At 62.1% G+C, this 25,550-nt stretch carries 21 protein-coding genes; 10 read left to right on the plus strand and 11 right to left on the minus strand.

Annotated elements, in window-relative coordinates; all coding sequences use genetic code 11:
- The first annotated feature begins 7 nt into the window (after positions 1-7).
- The 3 genes from CSQ93_RS08300 to CSQ93_RS08310 are packed head-to-tail and all read left to right on the plus strand — an operon-like array spanning position 8 to position 5,097.
- Positions 8-3,100 (plus strand): MexW/MexI family multidrug efflux RND transporter permease subunit, encoded by a 3,093-nt coding sequence (locus tag CSQ93_RS08300; protein ID WP_099377661.1) that lies wholly within the window; start codon positions 8-10, stop codon positions 3,098-3,100.
- Positions 3,097-4,497 carry an efflux transporter outer membrane subunit gene (locus CSQ93_RS08305; RefSeq protein ID WP_099377662.1) on the plus strand — a complete coding sequence of 467 codons (1,401 nt, stop codon included), beginning with the start codon at positions 3,097-3,099 and terminating at the stop codon, positions 4,495-4,497. Before CSQ93_RS08300 ends, CSQ93_RS08305 begins: the two co-directional genes overlap by 4 nt.
- Before the next feature lie 24 nt (positions 4,498-4,521).
- Positions 4,522-5,097 (plus strand): DUF1349 domain-containing protein, encoded by a 576-nt coding sequence (locus CSQ93_RS08310; RefSeq protein ID WP_099377663.1) that lies wholly within the window; start codon positions 4,522-4,524, stop codon positions 5,095-5,097.
- Between the two features lies 1 nt (position 5,098).
- On the opposite strand, the gene CSQ93_RS08315 is transcribed toward CSQ93_RS08310, so the two are convergent.
- Both CSQ93_RS08315 and CSQ93_RS08320 read right to left on the minus strand, forming a co-directional pair.
- On the minus strand, positions 5,099-5,497 hold the full coding sequence (locus CSQ93_RS08315) for a DUF4440 domain-containing protein (protein ID WP_099377664.1): 399 nt from the start codon (positions 5,495-5,497) through the stop codon (positions 5,099-5,101).
- The gene (locus CSQ93_RS08320) at positions 5,494-6,915 is read right to left on the minus strand and encodes an MFS transporter (protein WP_099377665.1); all 1,422 of its coding nucleotides are present in this window, start codon (positions 6,913-6,915) and stop codon (positions 5,494-5,496) included. The genes CSQ93_RS08315 and CSQ93_RS08320 overlap by 4 nt, the downstream gene beginning before the upstream one ends.
- A gap of 127 nt (positions 6,916-7,042) precedes the next feature.
- Between CSQ93_RS08320 and CSQ93_RS08325 the strand changes: the two genes are divergently transcribed.
- The gene (locus CSQ93_RS08325; protein ID WP_099377666.1) at positions 7,043-7,945 is read left to right on the plus strand and encodes a LysR family transcriptional regulator; all 903 of its coding nucleotides are present in this window, start codon (positions 7,043-7,045) and stop codon (positions 7,943-7,945) included.
- 115 nt (positions 7,946-8,060) lie between these two features.
- Positions 8,061-8,888 (plus strand): hypothetical protein, encoded by an 828-nt coding sequence (locus tag CSQ93_RS08330; protein ID WP_158301173.1) that lies wholly within the window; start codon positions 8,061-8,063, stop codon positions 8,886-8,888.
- Between the two features lie 24 nt (positions 8,889-8,912).
- Here CSQ93_RS08330 and CSQ93_RS08335 read toward each other — a convergent pair whose 3' ends face one another.
- The 4 genes from CSQ93_RS08335 to CSQ93_RS08350 all read right to left on the minus strand — a co-directional run bounded on the left by CSQ93_RS08335 (position 8,913) and on the right by CSQ93_RS08350 (position 12,931).
- The gene (locus CSQ93_RS08335; protein ID WP_099377668.1) at positions 8,913-9,968 is read right to left on the minus strand and encodes a bifunctional nicotinamide-nucleotide adenylyltransferase/Nudix hydroxylase; all 1,056 of its coding nucleotides are present in this window, start codon (positions 9,966-9,968) and stop codon (positions 8,913-8,915) included.
- On the minus strand, positions 9,965-11,680 hold the full coding sequence (locus tag CSQ93_RS08340) for an NAD+ synthase (RefSeq protein ID WP_099377669.1): 1,716 nt from the start codon (positions 11,678-11,680) through the stop codon (positions 9,965-9,967). Before CSQ93_RS08340 ends, CSQ93_RS08335 begins: the two co-directional genes overlap by 4 nt.
- Before the next feature lie 94 nt (positions 11,681-11,774).
- On the minus strand, positions 11,775-12,287 hold the full coding sequence (locus CSQ93_RS08345; RefSeq protein ID WP_099377670.1) for a ClbS/DfsB family four-helix bundle protein: 513 nt from the start codon (positions 12,285-12,287) through the stop codon (positions 11,775-11,777).
- Positions 12,287-12,931 (minus strand): ArsR/SmtB family transcription factor, encoded by a 645-nt coding sequence (locus CSQ93_RS08350; RefSeq protein ID WP_099377671.1) that lies wholly within the window; start codon positions 12,929-12,931, stop codon positions 12,287-12,289. The genes CSQ93_RS08345 and CSQ93_RS08350 overlap by 1 nt, the downstream gene beginning before the upstream one ends.
- Positions 12,932-12,990: 59 nt before the next feature.
- On the opposite strand from CSQ93_RS08350, the gene CSQ93_RS08355 reads away from it, so the two are divergent.
- Positions 12,991-13,479, plus strand: coding sequence for a DUF2938 domain-containing protein (locus CSQ93_RS08355; protein ID WP_099377672.1), 489 nt, complete (start codon positions 12,991-12,993; stop codon positions 13,477-13,479).
- On the opposite strand, the gene CSQ93_RS08360 is transcribed toward CSQ93_RS08355, so the two are convergent.
- A complete protein-coding gene (locus tag CSQ93_RS08360; RefSeq protein WP_099377673.1) occupies positions 13,480-15,909 on the minus strand; it encodes a DUF3772 domain-containing protein in 2,430 nt (809 codons plus the stop codon). It abuts the gene before it with no gap.
- Between the two features lie 268 nt (positions 15,910-16,177).
- Between CSQ93_RS08360 and CSQ93_RS29430 the strand changes: the two genes are divergently transcribed.
- Positions 16,178-17,857, plus strand: coding sequence for a methyl-accepting chemotaxis protein (locus CSQ93_RS29430; RefSeq protein WP_099377674.1), 1,680 nt, complete (start codon positions 16,178-16,180; stop codon positions 17,855-17,857).
- Positions 17,858-17,969: 112 nt separating this feature from the next.
- On the opposite strand, the gene CSQ93_RS08370 is transcribed toward CSQ93_RS29430, so the two are convergent.
- The 3 genes from CSQ93_RS08370 to msuE form a co-directional block, all read right to left on the minus strand.
- A complete protein-coding gene (locus CSQ93_RS08370; protein WP_099377675.1) occupies positions 17,970-18,998 on the minus strand; it encodes a methionine synthase in 1,029 nt (342 codons plus the stop codon).
- Between the two features lie 28 nt (positions 18,999-19,026).
- The gene (locus CSQ93_RS08375; protein WP_099377676.1) at positions 19,027-20,004 is read right to left on the minus strand and encodes a DUF1852 domain-containing protein; all 978 of its coding nucleotides are present in this window, start codon (positions 20,002-20,004) and stop codon (positions 19,027-19,029) included.
- A gap of 68 nt (positions 20,005-20,072) precedes the next feature.
- A complete protein-coding gene (gene msuE / locus CSQ93_RS08380) occupies positions 20,073-20,654 on the minus strand; it encodes an FMN reductase (RefSeq protein ID WP_099377677.1) in 582 nt (193 codons plus the stop codon).
- Between the two features lie 128 nt (positions 20,655-20,782).
- Between msuE and CSQ93_RS08385 the strand changes: the two genes are divergently transcribed.
- Entirely contained in the window at positions 20,783-21,682 is a 900-nt protein-coding gene (locus CSQ93_RS08385; RefSeq protein WP_099377678.1) for a LysR family transcriptional regulator, read from the plus strand.
- Positions 21,683-21,701: 19 nt separating this feature from the next.
- Entirely contained in the window at positions 21,702-22,568 is an 867-nt protein-coding gene (locus CSQ93_RS08390) for a methylenetetrahydrofolate reductase (protein WP_233516129.1), read from the plus strand.
- A 529-nt stretch (positions 22,569-23,097) separates the two neighbouring features.
- On the opposite strand, the gene CSQ93_RS08395 is transcribed toward CSQ93_RS08390, so the two are convergent.
- Positions 23,098-23,949, minus strand: a complete 852-nt coding sequence (locus CSQ93_RS08395; RefSeq protein WP_099377680.1) for a hypothetical protein — start codon at positions 23,947-23,949, stop codon at positions 23,098-23,100.
- 989 nt (positions 23,950-24,938) lie between these two features.
- Between CSQ93_RS08395 and CSQ93_RS28775 the strand changes: the two genes are divergently transcribed.
- A complete protein-coding gene (locus CSQ93_RS28775; RefSeq protein ID WP_158301175.1) occupies positions 24,939-25,484 on the plus strand; it encodes a hypothetical protein in 546 nt (181 codons plus the stop codon).
- Positions 25,485-25,550: the final 66 nt, after the last annotated feature.

Below are 25,550 nucleotides of genomic sequence, written 5' to 3' on the forward strand. Positions count from 1 at the left end.
CATCACCATGAAATTTACCGATTTATTCGTACGCCGCCCCGTGCTGGCGCTGGTGATCAGCACCTTGATTCTGATGCTGGGCGTGATCGCCCTCCTGCAGCTGCCGATCCGCCAGTATCCGATGCTCGAATCGTCCACCATCACGGTCAAAACCACGTATCCGGGCGCCTCGGCGGAACTGATGCAGGGTTTTGTCACGCAGCCGATTGCGCAAGCCGTCTCGTCGGTGGAAGGTATCGATTACCTGACCTCGTCGTCGGTGCAGGGCAGCAGCACGGTCACCGTGCGCATGGAGCTGAACCGCGATTCCACACAGGCGCTGACGGAAGTCATGGCCAAGGTCAACCAGGTGCGCTACAAGCTGCCCGAAGGCGCGTTTGACCCCGTCATCGAGCGCTCGGCCGGCGACTCCTCGGCCGTCGCCTATGTCGGTTTTGCCAGCGAGAGCGTGTCCGCGCCCGCGTTGACGGATTACCTGGCGCGCGTGGTGCAACCGATGTTCGCCACCATCGACGGCGTGGCGAAAGTCGACGTGTACGGCGGCCAGCAACTGGCCATGCGTTTGTGGATCGACCCCGCGAAACTGGCGGCGCGGGGCCTGACGGCAGCCGACGTGGCCGACGCCGTGCGGCGCAATAACTACCAGGCGGCGCCCGGCAAGGTGAAGGGACAATTCGTCGTCTCGAACATCAGCGTCAACACGGATCTGACCAGCGTGGCGGAGTTCCGCGACATGGTCATCCGCAAGGGCGGCGATGACAGCGCCACCCTCGTGCGTTTGAAAGACGTGGGCACGGTGGAACTGGGCGCGGCCGCCACGGAGACGAGCGGCATCATGGACGGCGTGCCGGCCGTGTATCTGGGCCTGTCGCCCACGCCCGGCGGCAACCCGCTGGTGATCGTCGACGGCATCAGGAAGCTGCTGCCCGAGATCCAGAAAACCCTGCCGCCCGGCGTGAAAGTCGAGCTGGCGTTCGAGACGGCGCGCTTCATCCAGTCGTCCATCGACGAAGTGGCGCATACGCTGCTCGAAGCGCTGCTCATCGTCGTCATCGTCATCTACCTGTGCATGGGTTCCCTGCGCTCTGTGCTGATACCCGTCGTGACCATCCCGCTGTCGATGCTGGGCGCGGCGGCGCTGATGCTGGCCTTCGGCTTCAGCATCAATCTGCTCACCTTGCTGGCGATGGTGCTGGCCGTGGGCCTTGTGGTCGATGACGCCATCGTCGTGGTGGAAAATGTGCACCGGCATATCGAGGAAGGCAAGACGCCCGTGGCAGCCGCCCTGGTGGGCGCGCGCGAAGTGGCCGGCCCCGTGATCGCCATGACGATCACCCTGGCCGCCGTGTATGCGCCGATCGGCATGATGGGGGGACTCACGGGCGCGCTGTTCAAGGAGTTCGCGCTGACCCTGGCCGGCGCCGTGGTGGTGTCGGGCGTGGTGGCCTTGACCTTGTCGCCCGTGATGAGCTCCCTGCTGCTGCAGCCCAAACAATCGGAAGGGCGCATGGCGCGCGCGGCCGAGCATTTCTTCGAGGGTCTCACCAGCCGTTATGCGCGCCTGCTGGACCGCTCCCTGCACCACCGCTGGCTGAGCGCCGGTTTCGCCGCGCTGGTGATGGTGAGTTTGCCGTTTTTATACCTGCTGCCGCAGCGCGAACTGGCGCCGGCGGAAGACCAGGCCAGCGTGCTGACGGCGATCAAGGCGCCGCAGCATGCCAACCTCGATTACGTCGAACGCTTCTCGTACAAGCTCGATGACATCTATAAAAACGTGCCGGAGACGGCGTCGCGCTGGATCATCAATGGCGGCGAAGGGCCGGCATCGAGCATCGGCGGCATCAACCTGACGCCGTGGGCCGAGCGTTCGCGCAATGCGGCCGTCATCCAGGCCGAATTGCAGCACGCCGTGGGCGACGTGGAAGGCACCAGCATCTTCGCCTTCCAGCTGGCGCCCTTGCCGGGATCGAGCGGCGGCTTGCCCGTGCAGATGGTGCTGCGCAGCGCGCAGGATTACGCCACCCTGTTCCGCACCATGGAAGACGTCAAGCAGCGCGCGCGCGATAGCGGCCTGTTTGCCGTCGTCGACAGCGACCTCGATTACAACAACCCGGTGGTAAAAGTGCGCGTGGACCGCTCGAAGGCGAACAGCCTGGGCATCCGCATGCAGGACATCGGCGAATCGCTGGCCGTGCTGGTGGGCGAAAATTATCTGAACCGCTTCGGCATGGATGGCCGCGCCTACGACGTCATCGCACAAAGCCCGCGCGAACAGAGACTCACGGCGCAAGCCCTGACGCAGCAATACGTGCGCGCCGACGACGGCAGCCTGCTGCCCCTGTCCGCCGTCGTCTCGGTGACGGAACAGATCGAGCCTAACATGCTGACCCAGTTCAACCAGCAGAATGCGGCCACCTTCCAGGGCGTGCCCGCGCCCGGCGTGACCCTGGGCGACGCCGTGGCCTTCCTCGATGGCGTCGCCAAGACCCTGCCACCGGGCTTCAGCTACGACTGGCAATCGGACGCGCGCCAGTTCGCCACGGAAGGCAATGCGCTGCTGCTGGCTTTCCTGGCGGCCGTCGTCGTCATCTACCTGGTACTGGCGGCCCAGTATGAGAGCCTGACGGACCCTTTGATCATCCTGATCACCGTGCCCCTGTCGATTTGCGGCGCGCTGATTCCGCTGGCCCTGGGCTACGCCACCGTCAATATCTACACGCAGATCGGTCTCGTGACCCTGATCGGCTTGATCAGCAAGCACGGCATCCTGATGGTGGAATTTGCCAACGAATTGCAGGTGCATGAACAGCTCGACCGCATCACGGCCATCCGCAAGGCGGCGCAGATCCGCTTGCGCCCGATTTTGATGACGACGGCCGCCATGGTGGTGGGCCTGGTGCCGCTGCTGTTCGCTTCCGGCGCGGGTGCCAACAGCCGCTTCGGCCTGGGTGTGGTGATCGTCTCGGGCATGTTGATCGGCACCTTCTTTACCCTGTTCGTGCTGCCCACCGTGTACACCTTTCTGGCCCGCCGCCACACGGCCGACCATGCCACGCCGCGCGCACGCGATCTATCGCAGGCGCTGAAGGAATCCATATGAAAAATTACCGCTATCTAGCTTCCCTTTTGGCTGCCCTTTTCCCCATGCTGGCCGGCTGCGCCATCAGCCCCGCCTACGTCACGCCGGGCACGCCCGCCATCCATTTGGCCAGCCCACAGCAAGCGCAATTCGCACCCGGCGCGAGTACCGTCAGCGAAGCCGCCTGGTGGACATTTTTCGACGATGCGCGCCTGTCGCAACTGATCGCCAGCGCGCTCGAACACAACCTTGATATCGCGCAGGCGCAAGCCAATTTGCTGGCCGCACGCGCCATCTTCGACGAACGCCGGCTCGATGAACTGCCCACCATCACAGGCCAGGCAGGATGGCAGCGCAAGGTGCAACAGGACACGCCAGACAGCCGTGCCGCCAGTACCAGCACGCGCGTGGGCTTCGATGCGCAATGGGAAATCGACCTGTTCGGCCGCCTCGCGCATATTTCCCGCTCGGCGCAGGCACGCGCCGACGCGGCGCAGGCCGATTTGCGGCAAGTGCAACTGACGATCGCCGCCGACGTGGCGCGCAATTATTACGAGGCCCTGGGCTACCAGCAAAACCTGGCGCTGACGCAGGCGCAGGTGCAAAGCTGGCGCGACACCGTCGCCCTGATCGACGCGCGCATCCGCGCCGGCAGCGGCTTGCCGGAAGAGCGCTACAACGCGCTGGCCAACCTAGCGCGCAGCGAGGCGGCCTTGCCGCCATTGCAGGCTGGCTTGCGCCAGGCGCAGTACCGGCTCGATGTCTTGAGCGGACAAGCACCGGGCGCCATCGCGCTGGCCACCACGCCGCGCCAGCAGGCGCCGCTGGCGGGCCAGCTGCCCTTGGGCGACGTGAACCGCCTGATCAAGCAGCGCCCCGACGTGGTACGCGCCGAGCGCCTGCTGGCCGCCTCCAGCGAAGACGTGGGCGCCGCCACGGCCGACCTGTATCCGCGCCTCAGTCTCGGCGGCTTTTTGGGCTTTTTCGCCCTGCGCGGCAGCGGCGTGTTTGACAGCGGCGCACGCGCGGTCGAGGTGGCGCCATCCGTCAGCTATCCCGCCTTCCGCCTGGGCAGTGTGAAGGCGCGCTTGCGTGGCACGCAGGCCGAAGCGCAGGGCGCGCTGGCGCGCTATGCGCAAGCCATCCTGGTCGCGCAGGAAGACGTGGAAAACGCCATCACGCAACTGGCGGAAAACCAGACGCGATTGGCCTCATTGCTGCAGTCGGCGCGCCACGGCAACGCGGCCCTCGGCATCGCCAGCACGCGCTATGCGGGTGGCTCCGGCAGCTACCAGGCCGTGCTGGAAAACCAGCGCGCCTTGTACGATATCCGGCGCGAAGCGCTGCTGGCGGAAACGGCGTCCTACATCGATGCGATTGCCCTGTACAAGGCGCTGGGATGGGGGCAAACTATGTAGCATTTTCATGCATGAGGAGATGCGATGTTCACGCAAGGCAGCTGGCTCAATCCACCGGAAAACTGGTCCGCCGACGGCGCACAATTGCGCGTGACGACGGATGCCAGCACGGATTTCTGGCGCAAGACCTCATACGGTTTTATCCGCGACAGCGGCCACTTTTTCGGTACTGAAGTCAAAGGCGACTTCACGGTGCAGTTGCACGTGGCGGCGCAGTATTCTGCGTTGTACGACCAGGCCGGTTTGATGGTGCGCATCGACGAACAAAACTGGATCAAATGCGGCGTCGAATTTTCCGACGGCCAGCTGTTGTTGAGCAGCGTATTGACCTTGGACAAATCGGATTGGGCCGTCAGCATCGCGCCCGCCATGCCGGACGGTTTCTGGCTGCGTGTGACGGTGGCGCAAGGCGTGATCCGGGTGCAGTATTCGACCGATGGCAAGCTATGGCCGCTGCTGCGCCTGGCGCCGTTTCCCGTCGCCGCGCGCTACCTGGCGGGCCCCATGTGCTGCACACCGGAACGTGGTGGCCTGGAAGTGGCTTTTTCGCAGTTTTCCATCGCTCCGGCGCAACAAAAAGACTTGCATGATTTAAATTAAATTAAACCACCCACGTCTCGTGCAAATGGCGCCACAACAGGCTACCATCCGGTGTTTTGTCATACACGACGGTCGACAGCCTCTCGGTGTTTTCTGCGCCCGGCAGTGACTGGCATTCGCGGTAGGACACGGTGGCGCCAGCCGTGCTTTCCTGGATCATTACCAGGTCCGTGATGCGCATGACGAGGCCCGGGCGGCTGCCGGCGGCGACGCAAAAAAACGCCGCCAATCCGGCGCCATCGAGCTGCTTGCCACCGGGTGACACCATCGTGAAACCGGGCGAAAACCGCGCCAGCAAATCAGCGCAATGTTCCGGCGCCGTGGCTTCGCCGGAAAGCCACTCGCGGATCAGCACATGCGTGGATAAAACGTCGTCAAAATACGGGTTTGTTGCAGTCATTTTTTGCTTGCTCCATGTTGTAGTAAAAGGTCGAGAACGGCGCGGTTGTCGATACGCAGGCACAGTGCCAGCGGCAGTACGCACGAGGCGGCGGCGAGGGCAAAGCACCAGTGAAATACCTGCGCCGCACGCAGGTGCTGGGCAGGGTCATCGAGCGATGCGATGCCCTGCGTCGCCAGCAAGCCATTGAGCAGTACGCTGAGCAGCGCCACGCCCAGGCAAAAGCCCAGTTGGCGGTTGATATTCCACACGGCGCTGGCCTGGCTCAATTGCCCATCCGGCGTGCGCAAGAATGCCGTGCTTTGCGCCGTGCTGCTGCACAAACCACCGCCAAAGCCCATCACGGCATACGCACCGGCCAGCCAGAATAACTGGCCCGCCGCATCCACGCGCAGCAGCATCAGCATGCCCGCCGCCTGCAGCAGCGCACCAAAGATAAACAGCGGTTGCGGACCCACGCGGCGGTAGCTTTTGCCGGTCAGCGAAATGGCCGCAAACGAGGCCAGCGCCCACGGCAGCATCAGCGCGCCCGCCGTCGATGCGGACATGCCCAGCACGCCCTGCAGATACAGCATGGCCAGCAGGCTCACGCCCATGAAGACACCGGGCACCAGCAGATACATCAGCATGGCAATGCGCAGCAGCGGCTCACTGGCCAGGCGCAGGTTGAGCAGCGGCGTCGACTTGCGCAGCGCGCCGCGCACGTAGCCCCAGGCGCAGGCGGCGCCCAGCGCCAGCACGGCGGCGCCGGCCGGCACGTCGCCCGGCGTGCCCAGCATGGTCAAGCCCAGCAACAGCAGCAAAATCGCCGTGCTGCCCGCCAGCAGGCCGCCCACGTCGAGACGGGGTACGGCCGCGCGTGGCGGGTCGGCGCGCAGCCAGCAGGCGGCCAGCAGCAGCGCCAGCGCGGCAAATGGCACGTTCAGGTAAAAAATCCAGCGCCACGACAGGCTGTCGACGATGACGCCACCCAGCGCGGGCGACAGGGCGGGCGCCAGCAAGCCCACCAGCATGATGACGGAGGACAGGCCAGGGCGCTCGGCAGGCTGATACAGCTGGTAGGTCATGCTTTGCCCCAGCGGAATGAGCAAGCCGCCGCCCAGGCCCTGCACGCAGCGCCAGGCGATCAGCGCCTCGATCGATGGCGCCAGGCCGGCGCCGATGCTGGCGCATAAAAAAGTTAGCAACGATGCCATGAACACGGTTTTGCTGCCATAATAGGCAGCCAGCCAGGCGCTGGCGGGGATGACGATGGTCAGGCCGAGGATGTAGGCGGTGCTGATCCAGGCCAGCTGCGCCACCGAAGCGTGCAGGGCATGGCCGATGTCGGGATAGGCGACGCTGGTGATGAACATGTTGATCAGGTCGACGAAAAACCCCAGCAGATAGATGGCCGCCACCTTTTTGCGATAGTCCATGGTGCTCCGAATGGCAAACGGCCAGCTTAAGCGCTCAGCGTCATTTGCGTAACGGGCCAGCCCCGATTACACTGTCAAACAAATTTTGACAAACCTCTACAACCCGCATGCCTCCTCATTCTTATTTATGATCAGTCTTGACCGTTTGGGTATTTTCATCGCCATCGTCGACGCCGGTTCGCTGACGGCGGCCGCCGTCGTGCTGGGCCAGAGCAAGGCCGTCGTCAGTTTTAACTTGAAACAGCTGGAGGCGGAGCTGGGCGTGTCGCTGCTGACGCGCAGCACGCGCAGCCTGGCGCTGACCGACGTGGGGCGGCGCTTTTACGAGGATTGCCAGCGCGTGCTGAGCGAAGCGCAAGGCGCCATCGAGACGGCGCGCCAGGGCCACCTGGGCTTGCGCGGCACCTTGCGCCTGACCACCACCGTCGAGTACGGCAGCCGCACGGTGATCCCCGCGCTGATCGCCTTTGCCGCCGCCCATCCGCAGCTGCAGATCCAGCATTCGTCGTCGTCCTCGCACGAAGACCTGATCTCGGGCCGCTACGACCTGGCCATCCGCATGGGTTCCCTCACCGATTCGAGCTACCGCGCCGCGCTGATCGAGCCGTATGCGATCTGGCCCGTCGCCTCGCCCGCCTACCTGGCCAGCCTGCCCGGCCGGGACATCGCCACCTTGGACGACTTGCAGCGCGCGCGCTGGCTGGCGCACAGCCGCCTGACCACGCCGCTGCGCTGGGACGTGCACACGCCGGACGGCCCCGCCGCCTTTGCCGTGCAGGACGACGCCGCCATCCATTCCGACTCCGCCTCGGCCCTGCTGGGCTTTGCCCTGGGCGGCTGCGGCGTGGCCCTGCTGCCGCAATGGCAGGTGGAGGCGGAAGTGCGCGCGGGACGCCTGCGCCGCCTGCTGCCCGACGTCGTCTTCCCGCAGCAGGGCGTGTATGCCGTGTATCCGAACACGCAGCACATCGCGGAAAAGGTGCGCGCCTTTATCGACTTTTTGCGCGCGTTCGTGGGCACGCCGGATTGAAATTTCACTTCGTCAATATTTGATCACTACAACGGTTTCCCGGGGGCAAACGGGCGCCCCTTTCGTTTTGCACGGCCTACACTGGAAGGACGTTGTTCACCAATTGGAGACCATCATGGCACATACATTGGCAGCAGTTTTCGCCGTCCGCGATATGGCCGAGCGCGCCCGGCACGACCTGATCACGGCGGGATTTCCCGGCGCCAACATCCGCCTGCACGATGCGGGCAGTGACGACACTTCCGCCACGGAAAACATCCGCCGCGACGACAGCGACAGCCTGCTCGACAATATCAAGCATTTCTTTACGGACCTGTTCGGCAGCCACGCCGATCGCCACATCTATGCGGAAGCCGTGCGGCGCGGGCATGTCGTGCTGACCCTGGAAGGCGCGAGCGACGCCGATATCCAGCGCGCCACCGACATCGTCGAGCGCTATGCGCCGCTCGACATCGATGCGCACGCCGAGCACTGGCGCGCCGGCGGCTGGCAAGGCGCGCCGCACGACGACAGCGGGCGGCGCCAGGGCGCCAGCATGCAGTCAAGCGCGCCATCGCGGCAGGGCATGTCCGCCAGCAATATGAACGAGGCGCCAGGGTCGCAACAATTTGCCAGCGACATGGCGCCACCACCGTCCAGCGCGGGCGCCAACGCACGCCGCTACCCCAGCGCCGACAACTTGCCAGGCACCAGCTACGATGACGAGCAGTACTACCGTAGCCACTGGAGCGCCACCTATGTCGCCACCGGCGCGCGCTTCGAGGACTACGATCCCGCCTACCGCTATGGCCATTCGATGGCGAACAGCGACAGCTACCGGGGCCGCCCGTGGGACGACGTGGAAGCGGACCTGCGTTCCACGTGGGAGCATACGTATCCGCAATCGGCATGGGACAACTTCAAGGCGGCCGTCCGGCACGGCTGGGAACGCATCACGTCCTGATGCGCGAGGAGGGGGACAGCCCCCTCAGCGCCCCTCGTGCGTGAGCTTGAGGAAGTGGTTCAGGATGTGAAAATGGTCTTCGAAGAATTGCTCCTCCATGGCCGGCAGCGACGCCACGGGTACCCACTGCGCCAGCGCCGCATCGTCGGCCGCCGTCACGGCCGGCAACTGGCGCGTCTTCAAGTCAAAGTAATGCGCATGCGTGATGGTGCGCCCGCGCTGGCTGCGGTCCGGATGGTCGAACACGGCCACGCCGACCAGCGCCTCGACGAGGGTGGGCGCCAGCACGCCCAGCTGGGTTTCTTCCGCCAGTTCGCGCAAGGCGCCCTGCAGCAGGCGTTCGCGCGGCTCCAGGAAGCCGCCGGGCAGCGCCCACAGGCCCTTGCCAGGATAGCCGCCGCGGCGCACCAGCAGCACGTGGCCGCCCGTCTGCACCAGCGCGTCGACCGTCGTGAAGATGGGCGGATACGGCGCCGCGCGCCAGCGCGCCTTGTACGCTTCGATGGCGCGGTATTCCTGCACCAGCGGCGCGTACCACGGCAACAAGGTCCACGCCTTCACATACTGGCCGATGGCCGCCGGCAGCAGCTGCGCCACGGCGCTCAGCGACACGTCCACGTCTTGCGCCTCGAACAGCACGTTGCGAATCGCCGTTGCGCCGATGGGGGCACCGGGATCGATCTCCAGATTGAGTAACTGCCAGTGCGGGAAGTGGTGCAGGTAATAACTGGTGGCATCCTTGAAACAGGCCACCAGGGCGACGCGCTGCGCCGCGGGCACGGCGCCCGTCACGGCGCGCCGCACGGCATCGGCCCACAGGCCATCGTCGTAGTAATCGCGCACGGCCACGTAATGCACACGCGCGCGCTGCGCCTCGGGTAAGGTCGCGGCGATCATGGCGGCCCGTTCCTGCCACGTAAACGGGTTTTTCGGGCTGCGCGCATGGAAGGCGGAGCCGAGCACCACCACCACTTGCGCGGCCGTCGCCAGCGCCTTTTGCAGCAAGCCCGCATGGCCATTGTGAAAAGGCTGGAAGCGGCCGATCAGGATGGCCGCGTCGGCGGAATAGGATGGGGTCATGCGTCGTCTCCGGTGGGGTAGTGGGCGGCGATCGGCAATTGACGCCCGCTGCCAAAGGCGCGCGAACGCACGCGGATGATGGGCGCCGCCTGGCGCCGTTTGTACTCGTTGCGGGCGACCATGCCGAGGATACGCGTGACGAGAGCCCGCCCCTCGTCCGTCTCGCGCAGCTGGTCGACCAGGGTCAACGCTTGCGCGCTTTCGGCCGCGGGCAAACGGCGTCCCTCGATATGCCATTTGAGGATTTCATCGAGCACGGGATATGGCGGCAAGCTATCCGTGTCGCGCTGGCCCGGCGCCAGTTCCGCCGACGGCGGTTTATCGAGCACGGCGACGGGAATCAGTTCGCGCCCGGCGCTGGCGTTGAGGTGGCGCGACAGGGCGAACACCTCCGTTTTATACAAGTCGCCGATCAGTCCCAGTCCCCCATTCGTGTCGCCATACAGGGTGCAGTAACCAACCGAGATTTCGCTCTTGTTGCCGGTGGTGAGCAGCAGGGCGCCGAAGGCATTCGAGTACTCCATCAATATCGTGCCGCGCACGCGCGCCTGCAGGTTTTCCAGCGGCAGCCCTTGCAGCTTGCCGTCGAAAGCTGCCGCATAGCCGGCTGCGTATTGCGCCACGATGTCGCGGATCGCATGCGTGTGCAGGGTGATGCCCAGGTTGGCGCACAGGGCGACGGAATCGGTGACGGAGCCGGCGCTGGAAAACACGGACGGCATGGTGATGCCCGCGACGTTGTCGGCGCCCAGCGCCTCGACGGCCAGGGCCAGGGTCAGCGCCGAGTCGATGCCGCCCGAGCAGCCGACGACAACTTTCGTAAAGCGGCAGCGGCGCGCGTAGTCGCGCAAACCAAGCACGATCTGGCGCCGCGCAAACTCCACGGCAGGGATGCCTTCCGGGTCGGGCACGGGGAAAGGCTGACCATCGGGCCGCGTAAAACGGCCGCCGGCAAAGCGCAGCAACTGAAAATCTTCGACGAAGCGGGCCGCCTCGAATTGCACGCCCAAGGTCGGCGACATGGCGAACGAGGCACCGTCGAACACCAGCTGGTCCTGGCCGCCCACCTGGTTGACGAAGAGCAAAGGCAAGTTCACGCGCGTGCAGGCGGCGCCAAACACGGCATGGCGCTGCGCCCGTTTGCCGATGTCGGACGGGCTGGCGTTGATGCTGACGACGAGGTCGGGCCGCGCCGCGTGCAGGGCGTCGAAGGGGTTGACGGCGTAGGCGCGGCCATCGTCGTTCCAGCCGTCTTCGCAAATCATGAAGCCCACCTTGCAGCCGGCGATAGCGAGGGTGCAGGCGCCGGGCGGCCCCGGCTCGAAATGGCGACCCTCGTCGAAGATGCCGTAGGTCGGCAGCAGCTGCTTGTAGTATTCGGCCACGATGCGCCCGTCGCGGATGGCCAGCAAGGCGTTGTACAGGGGCTTGCCGACGCCGGGGTTCGGCCGCGCCGTGCCGATGACGGTGACCAGCGCCGTCCAGCGCGTGGACGCTTCCAGCAGCTGATTCAGCGCCTGCTGCATGTCGCGCAGGAAGGCGGCATCTTCGAACAGGTCGCCCGGGTAATACGCGCACAGCGACAATTCGGGGCACACGAGCAGGTCCGCACCTTCCTCGCTGGCGCGCCCCATGCGCGCGATGATGGCGGCACAATTGGCGTCGAAGTCGCCCACGGTGGGATTCATCTGGGCGAGGGCGATGGTCAGCATGGCGATCCTTCATTGGTTACGCTTGAAACCACTATCCTGCCTGAAATTTTACTGAGCGTACTGATGCAATCGTGCAAGCCAGCCGATCCTGCCGCTACAAGGTCTTGAGCCAGACCCGCAAGCGCGTGCGCGCATTCGCATACGGCGAAGCCGTATTGAACTGGATCATGCGCCCCATCGTGTAATGCGTGTACCAGGGCTGGCCATACAATTGCGCGTCGTCATGGCTTTCTATCAGCGCCAGCAACTGCTTCTTCGCCTGTGCCAGGCGCTGCAGCAAGTCGTCCATGCTGAGTTCAGCATAGTCCGCATAGAAGCGCTGCGCCAATTTTCCCAGAGCGTTCCACGTGAAACCTTCAGCGGGAAAAGCGATGTCCTCGATGCGTTTGCCGTCACGCAGTTGCGCGTGCCAGTGCAAGACCAGCTCATTCCAGCCCACCAGATAGGCGAGCAGGTCGCACACGCTCATGCGCGTGCCCGCCACTTGTCCTTCTAGCACGGGTTCCAGCGCCAGCGCCGGCGGCACGCGCGCCAGCTCCTGTATCAACTTCGCGTACGTGACGTTGATGGCGTCTATGAGTTCCTGCTTGCTGTCGGGAATCGCCATCACGCTGCCTTCACGACCGGCAAGCCGGCCGTCTGCCAGTCGTCATAACCGCTGCCGAGGCGACGCGCATGCAAGCCGTGCTGACGCAGGGCCGCCACCGCCTGCACGGACAGCACGCAATACGGGCCGCGGCAATACGCGGCGATCTCGGCGTGCGCGGGCAATTCGCCCAAGCGACGCTGCAAGTCATCAAAAGGAATATTGATCGCACCGGGCAAGTGGCCGGCGGCAAATTCCTGCGCGGGCCGCACGTCGAGCACGGTGATGCTGGCCTCGCGCATGCGCTCCAGCAACTCGTCGCCCGTGATCGCTTCCACATGGTCGCCCCGTCCCAGCGCCTGCAACTCGCTGCGCTGGTGCTGCGCATACACGTCCAGCGCATCGAGCAACTGCATGACAGGGCCGTTACCGAGCCGGTACAGCACGCGCTTGCCGTCGCGCCGCGCCAGCACGAAACCGGCGCGCCGCAACTGCTGCAAATGCTGCGAGGTATTCGCCACGGACAGGCCCGTCAACTCCACCAGCTGCTCCACTGCATACTCGCCGTGCACGATCTGCTCGAGCAGGCGCAAACGCGGCGCGCTGCCTAAAATATGGGCAAACCCGGCGGAACCGGTCAGCAATTCGATATCAGCATTTTTCATTGACACGATGCTAGCACCCTTATAACATTCAAGCAATCAATTGAATGTTAGGGGCGATAATGCAAATACTCTGGCTCGATGCGCTGGCGATCGGCGTGGGCGCGACGGCGGTGATGGATGTGTGGGCGGTGGCCTTGAAACGCTACTGGTGCATCCCCTCGCTGAACTTTGCGATGGTGGGGCGCTGGCTCGGTCATTTGCCGCGCGGCACCTTGAGCCACGCCAACATCGCCCAGGCGGCGCCCGTGCGCGATGAAGCCATCCTGGGCTGGACGGCCCATTACGTCATCGGCGTGCTGTTTGCGGCCATGCTGCTCGCGCTGGTGGGGCAGGAGTGGGTGCAAGGGCCGACCTTCGCGCCGGCGCTGCTGGCGGGCCTGGTGAGCGTGGCCGCGCCGTTTTGCATCTTGCAACCGGGCATGGGCGCCGGTCTGGCCGCCAGCAAGACGCCGCACCCAAACGCCGCCCGCCTGCGCAGCCTGATGGCCCACACGGCGTTCGGCATCGGCCTGTACCTGGCAGCCCTGCTGTGGTCGACTATCCGCTGATCAGCTCGTCAGCGGCGGCACGGGAGCCGGTGCCGGTGCGGCTGCCACCGCTGACATGGCCGGCGCCTCGGGCTGCGCCGGCACAGTGCTCAGCACCATCGTGCTGGGCTTGGCAATGGCGATGTGCGCCTCGTCCAGGCGCTTGAGCAGTTCGAACAGCAGGGCGCTGCGGATGCCCGACGTCAGGCGCGGCGACGAGGCATAACCGGTGGCGTTGAACAGCAACAAGCCATTGTCGATGCCGTCGAGCTGCACGTTGGGCGCCGGCGTGTCGAGCACGTCGGGATTGTCGACAAAGGTGGACAGGATCAGCGCGCGCGCCGCTTGCGCATCCGTGCCCAGCGGCAATGGCAGCTTGACCTGCACCAGGCCCAGCGGATTGGCCAGGGTGACGTTGCGCACCGTCTTGGTAATGAATTCCGAGTTCGGCACGATCACCGTCGAGCGGTCGCCCAATTGAATTTCCGTGGCGCGCACATTGATGCGGCGAATGTCGCCTTCCACGCCGCCCAGCGAGACCCAGTCGCCCACCTTCACGGGGCGCTCGGCCAGAAGGATCAGGCCAGAGACAAAGTTCTGCACCACGGCCTGCAAGCCAAAACCGATACCCACCGACAAGGCCGACGCCACCCATGCGATGCGTTCCAGGCCGATGCCAGCCGCCGACAGGGCCAGCGCCACGGCCAGCACGCCGCCGATGTAGCCGAACAGGGTGATGAACGACACTTGCATGCCCGTGTCGAGATTGGTGGTCGGCAAATAACTGTTTTGCAACCAACGCTTGAACAAGCCCAGCGCGACAAAGCCGACGAGCAGCACCAGCAGGGCCTGGATCAGCGCGGCAGGGCGGATCGCCACCTCGCCGATAGCCAGGCCATCCTGCAACTTGCCGACACGCTGGAACAACTCGCCCGGACCTTCGCCGAACGGCGCCAGCAGCAGCATCAGGGCCAGCAGCACGACGATGGCGCGGCCAATGCCCGACAGCAGCACTGCCGCCTGGTCGCGCGCCTTGGGCGTGGCCAGCACAGGATGGGCCGCGTCCGGCGGCGGCGGCGTGGACGCCAGCAGCATGCAGATATCGTCCACCAGCACCGTCAGCAAATACGTGCTGCACAGCACGACGATGACCCAGGCAATTTGCTTGGCGACAAAGCTGCCGAACGCCACATAGCCGACCAGCAGACTGATGACGCTGGACGCCAGCGCCAGCCACAGCAGCACCGTGACGCAGCGCAGCCACAGGGGCGTGACCAGGGTGGCGGGATCGGCCTCGCGCAACTGGCGCCAGCAGCGCTCGGCCCGCATCAAGCCGTAGGCGATGGTCGTGCTCATCACGAGGGCGACGATGCAGTTGACGGCCACGGCCGTCGACAAGCCCGCATTGATGACGATGGTGACTCTTTCCGTCGCCCACACGAGCACGACGATGAAGGAAAACATCGAGGGAAAATTGCGCATGCGGTGCGCCAGCGCGTCCGGCAAGGGCAGCAAACGCCACGACACGCGGCGCGGCGACAGCAGCGCGTGGCCGAGTCCCGCCGTAAAACCGGCAAAACAGATGATACCGATCAAGCTGCTGAGAAAAGTCGAGGTTTTTTCGGACAGGCCGCCGTCCCAGCGCAAGCCCATGGCCAGCAATTCCGCCACCAGGCCCGGCGTGGCCAGCGCCAGCACCAGCACGGCCAGCGCATGCAGGGAACGGCGCAAGCGGCCATGCGGCACGCGCGTGGACGTCACCACCAGCAAATAGCGCGAAGCCCAGACGCTGGCGCCGATCACGGCCACGATGGCGGCCAGCAAGCCGCCCCAGGCCGACCACGGCGTGGCGCTTGCCGCGTTCGCCAATTCCAGCTCCAGCGCCCGCAGGCGCTGCAAATTCTGCGGCAATTCCGCATGCAGCTGTTTCCAGAACGAGCCGGCGAGTATCGAGGCCGTGCGTTCGCCCAGGCGCGCCTGCAACTGCGCGCGGCGTACCGTCGACACCTGCTCCGACGCCTGCGTCGCTTCCACGGCCAGCAAGCGCGCCAGTTTTACTTGCGCATCGAGGGCGCTGCTGGTGCGGTCCAGCTGGCTGCGCTGCGCCGCCACGTCGGGGGCATCCTTCGTCCCCGCCGCCGGCTTGCCCAGCTCGGCCAGCCGCGCCTGCACGCTGGAGAGCGTGGGCGTGAGCGCATCGGCCACCTTGTCCGCCTCGGCGCTGGCCGCCAGCGCATCGGCACGCATCTGCGACAGGGTCGCATCATCGAGCTCCGCCTCGCCATCGAGCGCTTTCTGGATGCCGGTGATCTGCTTGCGCAAGCCATCGAGACGCTGGTCGGCCGTGGCGGCGTCATCGACGGGCTGCGACCAGGCGGGCGGCGCGGCCAGCGAGCACGCCAGCAGTAACGCCAGCAGAAAGGGGAAGAAACGGAGACGGAAAGAAGTCATGCGGACCTATGGCTGAAAATGAGAAAAACGGCCGGATTGGCGATGGCGCCGGTCATGGCGTGCCGCCCGGCGGGTGCCTGCCAATATAGCTGAAAACACCGGCAAGCCGCAGGATAAGCGCAACTGGCGTGTGCTGCGGAGGGAAACTAGGCATATTGCCCTATGGAAATATCATTCGAAAAGGTCTAGGATCGTCGTCCGCTTGGCGGCGCGGCAGCCATCTGCACGCCGCCGACCTTTTCACCATTCCCTCCGTATTGAGACAGCCATGAAGTTTTTATCCCACCTGACCATCGGCACACGCCTTGCCACAGGCTTTGGCACCATCGGCGCCATGCTGATCATCATCTCTTGCCTGGGCATTGCCATGCTGGGCAAGATCAACCAGGGCACCGGCCATATCGTGCATGACAGCATGCCCAAGATCGAGCTCGCCAACAGCGTATCGGCCAACATCAACGACATCGCCATTGCCCTGCGCAACATGATGCTCAGCGCCGATCCGGCCGACCAGCGCAAGCAAACGGACGCCATCCTGGCCGCGCGCCAGGCAGCGGCCGGCAATCTCGGCAAGCTCGCGGGCATGCTCGATTCCGACCGCGAACGTGCGCTGCTGGCCAAGATGAACGACGCCAACACGCGCTACGCACAGGGGCAGGAGGCCTTGCTTGAACTGATCAGAAGCGGCACGCCGGACGACAGCAGCGCCTACCTGTACGGCCAGCTGCGCCCCGTCTTGCTGGTCTATAAACAATTGATTGCTGAACAGATCAGCTTGCAAAACACCCTGGCCGCCACGGCGGGCGACAATGCCAATGCCACCTATGCCAACACGCGCACCTTGCTGATCGGCATGTCGCTGGCTGCCCTGGCCATCGCGGCGGCCTTGGCGTATGGCATCACGCGGTCGATCACCGGTCCCGTCGCCACGGCGCTGCAGGTGGCCAACACGGTAGCCGCAGGCGATTTGCGCAGCCAGATCACGGTGCAGTCGCGCGATGAAATGGGGCAACTGTTGCAGGCACTGAAGCGCATGAACGACAGCCTGGCGCACACGGTGGGCACGGTGCGCGCCGGCACGGAAACGATCGCCTCGGCCTCGTCCGAAGTGGCGGCAGGCAGCCTGGACCTTTCTGCGCGCACGGAGCAGCAAGCCAGCTCGCTGGAAGAAACGGCCTCGTCCATGGAAGAGCTGACCTCGACCGTCAAGCAGAATGCCGACAATGCGCGCCAGGCGCACGTGCTGGCCGACACGGCCTCCGGCGTGGCGCAGCGCGGCGGCGCCGTCATCGCCCAAGTGGTGGCGACCATGCGGCAAATCGATGCCTCGTCAAGCAAGATTGCCGACATCATCGGCGTCATCGATGGCATCGCCTTCCAGACCAACATTCTGGCCTTGAACGCGGCCGTGGAAGCGGCGCGCGCGGGCGAACAGGGCCGCGGCTTTGCCGTCGTGGCCACGGAAGTGCGCAGCCTGGCGCACCGCTCCGCTGCCGCGGCCAAGGAAATCAAGACCCTGATCGACGACTCGACCCAGACCGTGGCGGCCGGCAGCGAGCTCGTGCATCAGGCCGGCAACACCATGAGCGACCTGGTCGACAGCGTGCGCCGCGTGACCGACATCATGGAAGACATCACCTCGGCCAGCGCGGAACAGACGGCCGGCATCGAGCAAATCAACCAGGCCATCAGCGAGATGGACAACGTCACCCAACAAAATGCGGCCCTGGTGGAAGAGTCGGCAGCTGCGGCCGCTGCCATGCAGGAGCAGGCGGCTACTTTGGCGCAGGTGGTGAGCGCCTTCAAGCTCGACGCCGGCGCACCGGCAAGCAAGCCGGCAATCGCTGCGACAACCGTACCGCGCCAGCAAGCCGTCGCCCTGCGCGCGCCGGCGGCCAGGAAAACTGCGCCAGGCGCCACGGCGTCGTCCGACTGGGAAGAGTTCTAAGGCAGCAACGCCACAGGTGCCTCTCGGCGCCTGTGGCGTCATGCAGCATGGCCTGCTTCCTGCTAAGCGATCTGATCCATGTCAATAAACAACCAAGTTTGACACGGCGCGGCTAGGCCGAGAGTTCTCTCCGGATGATGTCCGCGCCAGCACTGAGCGCATTGAGTTTGCCTCTTGCCACGCGGCGCGACAAGGGCGCCATGCCACAGTTGGTGCTAGGGTAGAGTTTGTCGGCATCGACAAAGCGCAGCGCCTTGCGCAGGGTGCTGGCTACTTCCTCCGGCGTTTCAATGGTATTGGATGCCACGTCGATGGCCCCGACCATCACTTTTTTACCGCGTATGAGTTCAATCAGGTCGATGGGAACACGCGAGTTGTGGCATTCCAGCGAGATGATGTCGATATTCGATTGCTGCAGCTTGGGGAAAGACTCTTCATATTGGCGCCACTCGGAGCCCAGCGTATTTTTCCAGTCCGTATTGGCCTTGATGCCGTAGCCATAGCAAATGTGGACGGCCGTTTCGCATTTCAGTCCTTCGATTGCCCGCTCCAGGGTGGCAATCCCCCAATCATTGACCTCATCAAAGAAAACATTGAATGCGGGTTCATCAAACTGGATGATATCGACGCCAGCCGCCTCCAATTCGCGGGCTTCCTGATTGAGGATCTTGGCGAATTCCCAGGCCAGTTTTTCGCGGCTCTTGTAGTGGCTGTCGTACAGCGTATCGATCATCGTCATCGGGCCTGGCAGCGCCCATTTGATCGGCTGCTTGGTTTGCTGACGCAGAAATTTGGCGTCTTCCACAAAAACCGGCTTCGGACGGCTCACCGCACCAACGACGGTCGGCACGCTCGCATCGTAGCGGTCACGAATCCTGACGGTCTCGCGTTTATCAAAATCCACGCCGCTCAAATGCTCGATGAACGTGGTGACGAAATGCTGGCGGGTTTGCTCGCCGTCACTGACGATATCGATGCCAGCCAGCTGCTGTTCCTGCAGTGACAACAGCAAGGCATCCTGTTTGCCCTCGATCAATTCCTCGTCCTGTAACTTCCAGGGCGACCAGAGTTTTTCAGGCTGTGCCAGCCAGGAAGGTTTGGGCAAGCTGCCGGCAGTGGAAGTAGGCAATAATTTTTTCATGATGATTGATGTCGTGTATTGTGATTAATCAGAGAGCGTAGTTCGCAGCCCATTGTTCAAGAACATTTTTGTAGGGCTTGATGAAGTGCTCTTCCGTATATTTGCCCTGCTTGACCGCCAGCTGGCTGCGCTCTTCCCGGTCATAGACAATTTGCGTCAATGAGTAATCCTGGTTCTTCAGGCTAGGCTGATACAACTTCCCTGCCGCGGAATTGGCGTTGTAAATTTCGGGCCGGTAAATCTTTTGGAACGTTTCCATCGTGCTGATGGTGCCGATCAGCTCAAGATTGCTGTAGTCACCCAGCAGGTCGCCGATAAAATAAAACGCCAGCGGTGCAGCACTGTTTGGCGGCATGAAATAGCGCACCTGCATCCCCATTTTCTCGAAATATTCATCCGTCGAGGAGAACTCATTTTGCTGATACTCGACGCCCAGGATGGGGTGCTGGTTTTCAGTGCGCTGATAGGTTTTGCTGCTCGAGGCGCTGATGCAGATCACCGGCGGCTTGCTGAAGCGCGCTTTGTAAGCATTTGATTTGACAAAGTGCTTGAACAGCTTGCCATGGAAATCGCCGAAATTGTCCGGCGTGCCAAACGTGGATTTATTATTGTTGTGCTCTGGCAGCAACACGCTGAAGTCGTAATCGCGCACGTACGAAGAGAAGTTATTCCCGACGATGCCATCGATGCGCTCATTGGTTTTTTTATCCAGGATATTCGGCTTCAATATCTCGATCAATGGAATATTGTCGCCTTCGGCACCGATATTCAACTCGACGGAAATGATTTCAAGTTCTACTGAGTAGCGGTCTGCCTTCGGGTTGTCCCAATGCGCCAGGCTGTTGAAGCGGCTGTCGATCATCTTCAGGGTATTGCGCAAATTCTCCTGGCGACGCTCTCCCCTGGCCAGATTGGCAAAGTTGGTCGTCAAGCGCGTGCTGTCCGATGGGTGATAGTTTTCATCGAAAACAATGCTCTTGATGCTGAATACAAAATCTTTGCTCATGGTGATCTGTCCTGATGTCTGCGAAAAAGATGAATGTGTTGCTTGCCTGGTGACCGTGGCGATGCGTATCAGGCCGCAACCAGCGCTTCAGCGGCGGCATGTCTCGCCTGGCGCGTCAAGCCGACCAAGGGCAATGCCCGTTGGACGGCCAGCGCGGCCCGCTGGATCAGGGCCTCGTCCTGCAGACGGTAGTCGAGGAAATCCTTGTCGGTCGCGTAGACGCCCAGTGGCAATGTGCGTGCCTGGAAAAAGCTGAACAAAGGCCGCAACTGGTGGTCGATCATCAGGGCATGGCGTTCGCTGCCGCCGGTGGCCGCCAGCAAGATCGGCTTGTCGATCAAGGCATCCTGATCAATGAAGTCGAAGAAGTGCTTGAACAGTCCCGTGTAGGAACCACGGAAGACCGGTGTTGCCACCACCAGGATGTCGGCTTGCTCGACCGCCGCAAGTTCCCGCTCCACCGTATCGGGCAGGTGGGAACGCCAGGTCGCGCCGGCAAGCTGCGGTGCGAGCTGGCCCAGCTCGACCAGACGCTGTTCGCACAACACTTCATCGGCGATCAGGTCCATCAGGTGCTCTGCCAGGGCTGCCGCCTTGGAAGGACGTTGCAGCCCGCCGGAAACCGCGACTAAACGAAGTGGACGTGTCATGTTTGCTTTCATAGGGATGGATGCGCCAGGGCCGAAAAATACAGGCAACAAGGGGATCGATGATAGCGGCGAAGATCGATGACGTATAATGGTCTTATTTCATACATCCATGAACATGGCTCATCTCAATGCTTGAACGCATCCACCTCAGCATCGTCCAGCAGGTTGAGAAACAAGGTTCGTTGACGGCCGCCGCAGGCGTGCTGCACCTGACCCAGTCGGCCCTGAGCCACAGCATGAAGAAGCTGGAGCAGCAACTGGGCACCGACGTCTGGCTGCGCGAAGGGCGCAACCTGCGCCTGACGCAGGCCGGCCAGTATCTGCTGGCGGTGGCGAACCGGGTGCTGCCGCAACTGGACCTGGCCGAGGAGCGCCTGGGCCAGTTCGCGCAGGGAGAGCGCGGCGCGTTGCGCATCGGCATGGAATGCCACCCTTGCTACCAGTGGCTGCTGAAAGTGGTGTCCCCTTATCTGGCCGCCTGGCCCGATGTGGATGTGGACGTCAAGCAAAAGTTCCAGTTCGGCGGGATCGGCGCGCTGTTCGGCTACGAGATCGACTTGCTGGTCACGCCCGACCCGCTATACAAGCCGGGGCTGACATTCGAACCCGTGTTCGACTACGAGCAGGTGCTGGTCGTGGCCAAGGGCCATGCCCTGGCTGCGGCGGCGTATGTGAAGCCGCAGCAACTGACCCAGGAAGTGCTCATCAGCTACCCCGTCGACATCGAGCGCCTGGACATCTATAACCAGTTCCTGTTGCCGGCCGGCGTCACGCCCAGGCGCCACAAAGCCATCGAAACCACCGACATCATGTTGCAGATGGTGGCCAGCGGCCGAGGCGTGGCCGCCCTGCCGCGCTGGCTGGTCGAGGAATATGCGGCCAAGATGGACGTCGTGCCTGTGCGGCTAGGCCCACGCGGCATCGCCAAGCAGATTTTCCTGGGCGCACGCGAGACGGACACCGCCATCGACTACGTGAAGGCCTTCATCGCACTGGCGCGCCAGCCTGCCAGCGCTCATGCGCAGTGAGGCTATGGTCGGCCCCTTGATGCATCCCGCTCAGCCCTGGCCCGCTGGCAACATCACTGATGCCTATTCCCTGGAAGCCAGTACGAAGGACATTGCTGCTTTGAGTGCGGCGGCGCCCCGGATATTGCCTGGGTCCACCATTTCCATTCCCTACCTGGCACGCGAGGACGACGACACGCGGCTGACCGCAGCGCGGGCCGTGCGCAAGCTCGGCTTTGAGCCCATGCCGCACTTGTCTGCGCGCCGTATCGTCTCGCTCGCTGGCTTGGAGTCATTCATCCAGCGCGCGGTCGCTGAAGCGGGCGTCGAGCGCTGCTTCGTCATCGCTGGAGATCCATCCACCCCGATGGGGCCGTTTTCCGACAGTGCCTCGCTGATCGACACAGGCGTTTTCGAGCGCGCGGGCATGAAGGTGATCGGCGTGGGTGGCCACCCGGAAGGCCATCCGGTGATGAGCAAGGCTGAACAGTGGGAGGTGCTTGAACGCAAGTGCCACAGCATCGAGATGCGTGGCATGGCGCCCTTGATCGTCACGCAATTCGCGTTTGATGCCGACATCGTGTTGACGTGGTTGCAAGCGCTGCGCGCGCGTGGCATCAACCATCCCGTGCGCGTGGGCGTGCCGGGCCCCGCGAGCATCGCGGTGCTGGCGCGCTATGCCGCGGTGTGCGGCGTGGGCGCCTGCGCCTCGATGTTATCCAAGTACGGGATTTCCATCGGCAAGCTGTTCGGCACGGCGGGGCCGGATCTGTTTGTCGAGCGCCTGGCCGCCGGGCTGACAGCGGCCCATGGCAAGGTCAGCCTGCATTTCTTTCCCTTCGGCGGCATCGCGCAGTCGGTGAAGTGGGTAGAGCAGTACCGTTCTAGCACCGCCCCGGCCCCTTGAAGCAGATGTCGACGAATAATAAAGTCTGACACAACGGTCCATTAAAAATCAATGACTTATCCTTTTAGCTTCGTACCGACGAGCGAAATAAAGTTTGACACAAAGGACGACTTTCACGCTGGTGCCTAGATTCTTGCAATAATAAAGTTTGACACAAAGGCGTCGAAGCTTGGTCGGCCAACTCAGAAGTTGATAACGAAATTCTTGCACTATTAAAGTTTGCTACTACTTTCGCTCGGGAGACGCGGCTTCACCTTACGATCATGATGGGTAAAGTTGGCAAAACTATTTTATGCTGCGCCTGATCGCGGGTTGCGCGAAGAAGCTGGGAGCCGCAGGGCCAAAACTCGACTTGCTGGGGTTAATTCACGAGGGTAACGGTTTTCGGCCCAAAGGGGTGCCTTGGAAACAGCCATGCTTCTCGTTTCACACGTAAAACTACCATCCTATGCGGTACCGCCCTACTGTAGCGATGCCGTGATAAAAGTATGGTAGCTCGATTACCAGCGTGCCGATGACGACTCGGTGATCAATCGTCCTCAAATACTGCCGCGAGTTCCTGACTCCGCCTTAAACGCACGTTTGCTGCAAGAACAGATCGATCTGATCGTTGAGGTCCCGAATCGTGGTCCCCAAGAAATTCCTCAAAGCTTGTATCGTCAATCTCGATTCCCTTGAAGCCAGCCTCGGCCGGGGAAGCCCGATATGGATCATGACTGGAGCCGCGCAACCAGTACTGGTTTGACGAAAAGTTTTGGCCAGTTTGCTGCTTGATCTCAAGTGCCGTGCGCACGGTTAGCAGGCCCACTGCCGCAAGCAGAGACACCGCTGATGAAAAGTGATTCCGCGAAACGCCGAGCGTGACTGCGCCTTGGTCATAGCTCAGTTTTGCCATGTTGGTGTGTTTATCCCTGATCGATGCTAGGTAAAGGTAGAGCTGGAGTGCATGCAAGCTCGACCGCTTGCGGTTAGGCAGCTGCATCAAAGCCTGGATGGCGTTTTCGCTCTTCGAGCCGTACAGGGGGCGCTTTGGGAGTTTGACCCAGTACGGCGGTTCGTCAAAACCAACAATCTGCAGGATGGTCGGGCGCCCACCAATCCTAGCAACGATGTTCCATTCGACTAACAGCTTGAGTCCATCCACGACCATTGGTCGCGACAGATCGAGCAGTTCGCATAGCGTGGTGAGCGAAAGCTGCGCGCTACCTGCTGGGAGACGATCCGTCTCGTGGAACTCAGCCTTCAGGCAGATTGCAAGGTAGATTTTCAATGCCGCGATCGCAGTGCCTTGTGATGCAGCCCGAATCCGCTGCTGGAACTCAGGGTCTTTTTGCCAGGACACGGGCATTTTCCGCCAACCGAACTCTTTGTTGTTATCCATGCGTTATTTCCTTTTCGATGCACTCTTGATCGCCACGGCTGCCAGCCATACAACAGCGAGCGCGACGACGCCAATAATCAAGATAGCCAGATTGAGAGGTGCAATATCGGCAGCTGATTGCACGAGGGAGGATGAAAGCTGCTGCATGGTGTAGCCCCAAAAAAAATTAACGATGACAAATTCTAACGGGCATAGCCGACAAATATCTAGATAGCGTATTTTCTAAGAGTCTACCAAAATCCTTTTTATTTCAATGGGTTATGTTCTATTTCTCTATAATTTTACGGTAAATGGGAAGAAAATTGAACCGTTGAAAAAGCAAATAAATTACTGTTTTTCTCTCTCTCATTAACCTTTCTATCCTGTCATTTACCAATATGAGCAGCGTCCGTGGGAAACAACGAGACGGGTCGACGTCACTAAGCGATCCGGGGAACGTCGCAATGGAAGCGCCTGGTCACCGCCGGGCGCAGTGAGATCGATGAGATGCCGTCATATAACTGCGCTTCGATTTGGTAACGCTCGCGCAGGAAGCGGAAGAGAGGCGCTGCTCCCGGCATAGAACGCATTCTGCAGTCTGGCATCATTCCCGCGCCGTGCACGGCTAACCTAACTGCGGCCCCCGTTAGCTACACCGACATCACCTGAACCTGCTTGGCCGACATGGCCGACATCAAAACGAATAAAACCGGCGTTTGTGGACTACTCGCAAACAGGCCCGTTTACATTTGACCTCAATTTCGATCAAGCATCAGCCTTGTCCTGCAGCGCTATTTGCCTCCGTCAGCCGACGGCACTTTGGCGCGCACCGGCAACCACCTACAGTTTTTTCCTGTCGGTCCTGGCCGCCATTGAGGCGGCCAGGATCACGTCGACCATAGACCCGTCGTGTTCACTTCGTCACACTGTTAACTCTGTTTCGTGAAAGAAGTATACTTTTCAATTATTTCGCTGTATATTTCACTGTAATTCAACCAAACGGAGACTCTATGTCCCTTCAATTTATCAATGACGCGAATGGTAATCCTGCCTACGTTGTCATCCCCTATGACGAATATCAACGTAACGAAAGCTTGAATGTCGAAGCTGACGAAACAAAGGTTTCGACATCCTTATTAAGTACCGACGGCCTTTACGTCACTTTGCCACATGGCGGCCCAGGCGCGAAAATCGATCTGCGCCAGTTTATCGATGCCTGGGTACGCCGTGGAACAAACTGGGTAGTGGCAGTTAGCAAACGTCAACAGGCTTACGACAAGTTCGAGAATGAGCTGAAAAATGGTCTGGATGCAATTTTACGCCGTTGCTTTCTGCCACCCAACTCACCTTATATGAATACAATGCAGGCAACCACAGCTGTAGTTGACGCCTTGGTCGAAACCGGCGTTTTCAGACATTCAGTTGAAAAAATACCTGGCTATTACCGCGCAGTGCAATGTATCCACATTAATGTAGAAGAGGCTGTAGCATTTTTAGAGAAAAATGGCCATCCAAAAAATCCGCTTGAAATTCACTACTTTGTATTGCCGTTCTAATATTAATATTAGTACATGAGGGGGACGCGATACTGCGTCCCTTTTTTTGTATAAACAAGAACTTTC

Origin of the sequence: Janthinobacterium sp. BJB426, from assembly GCF_002735705.1 — a bacterium.
GTDB lineage: Bacteria > Pseudomonadota > Gammaproteobacteria > Burkholderiales > Burkholderiaceae_D > Janthinobacterium.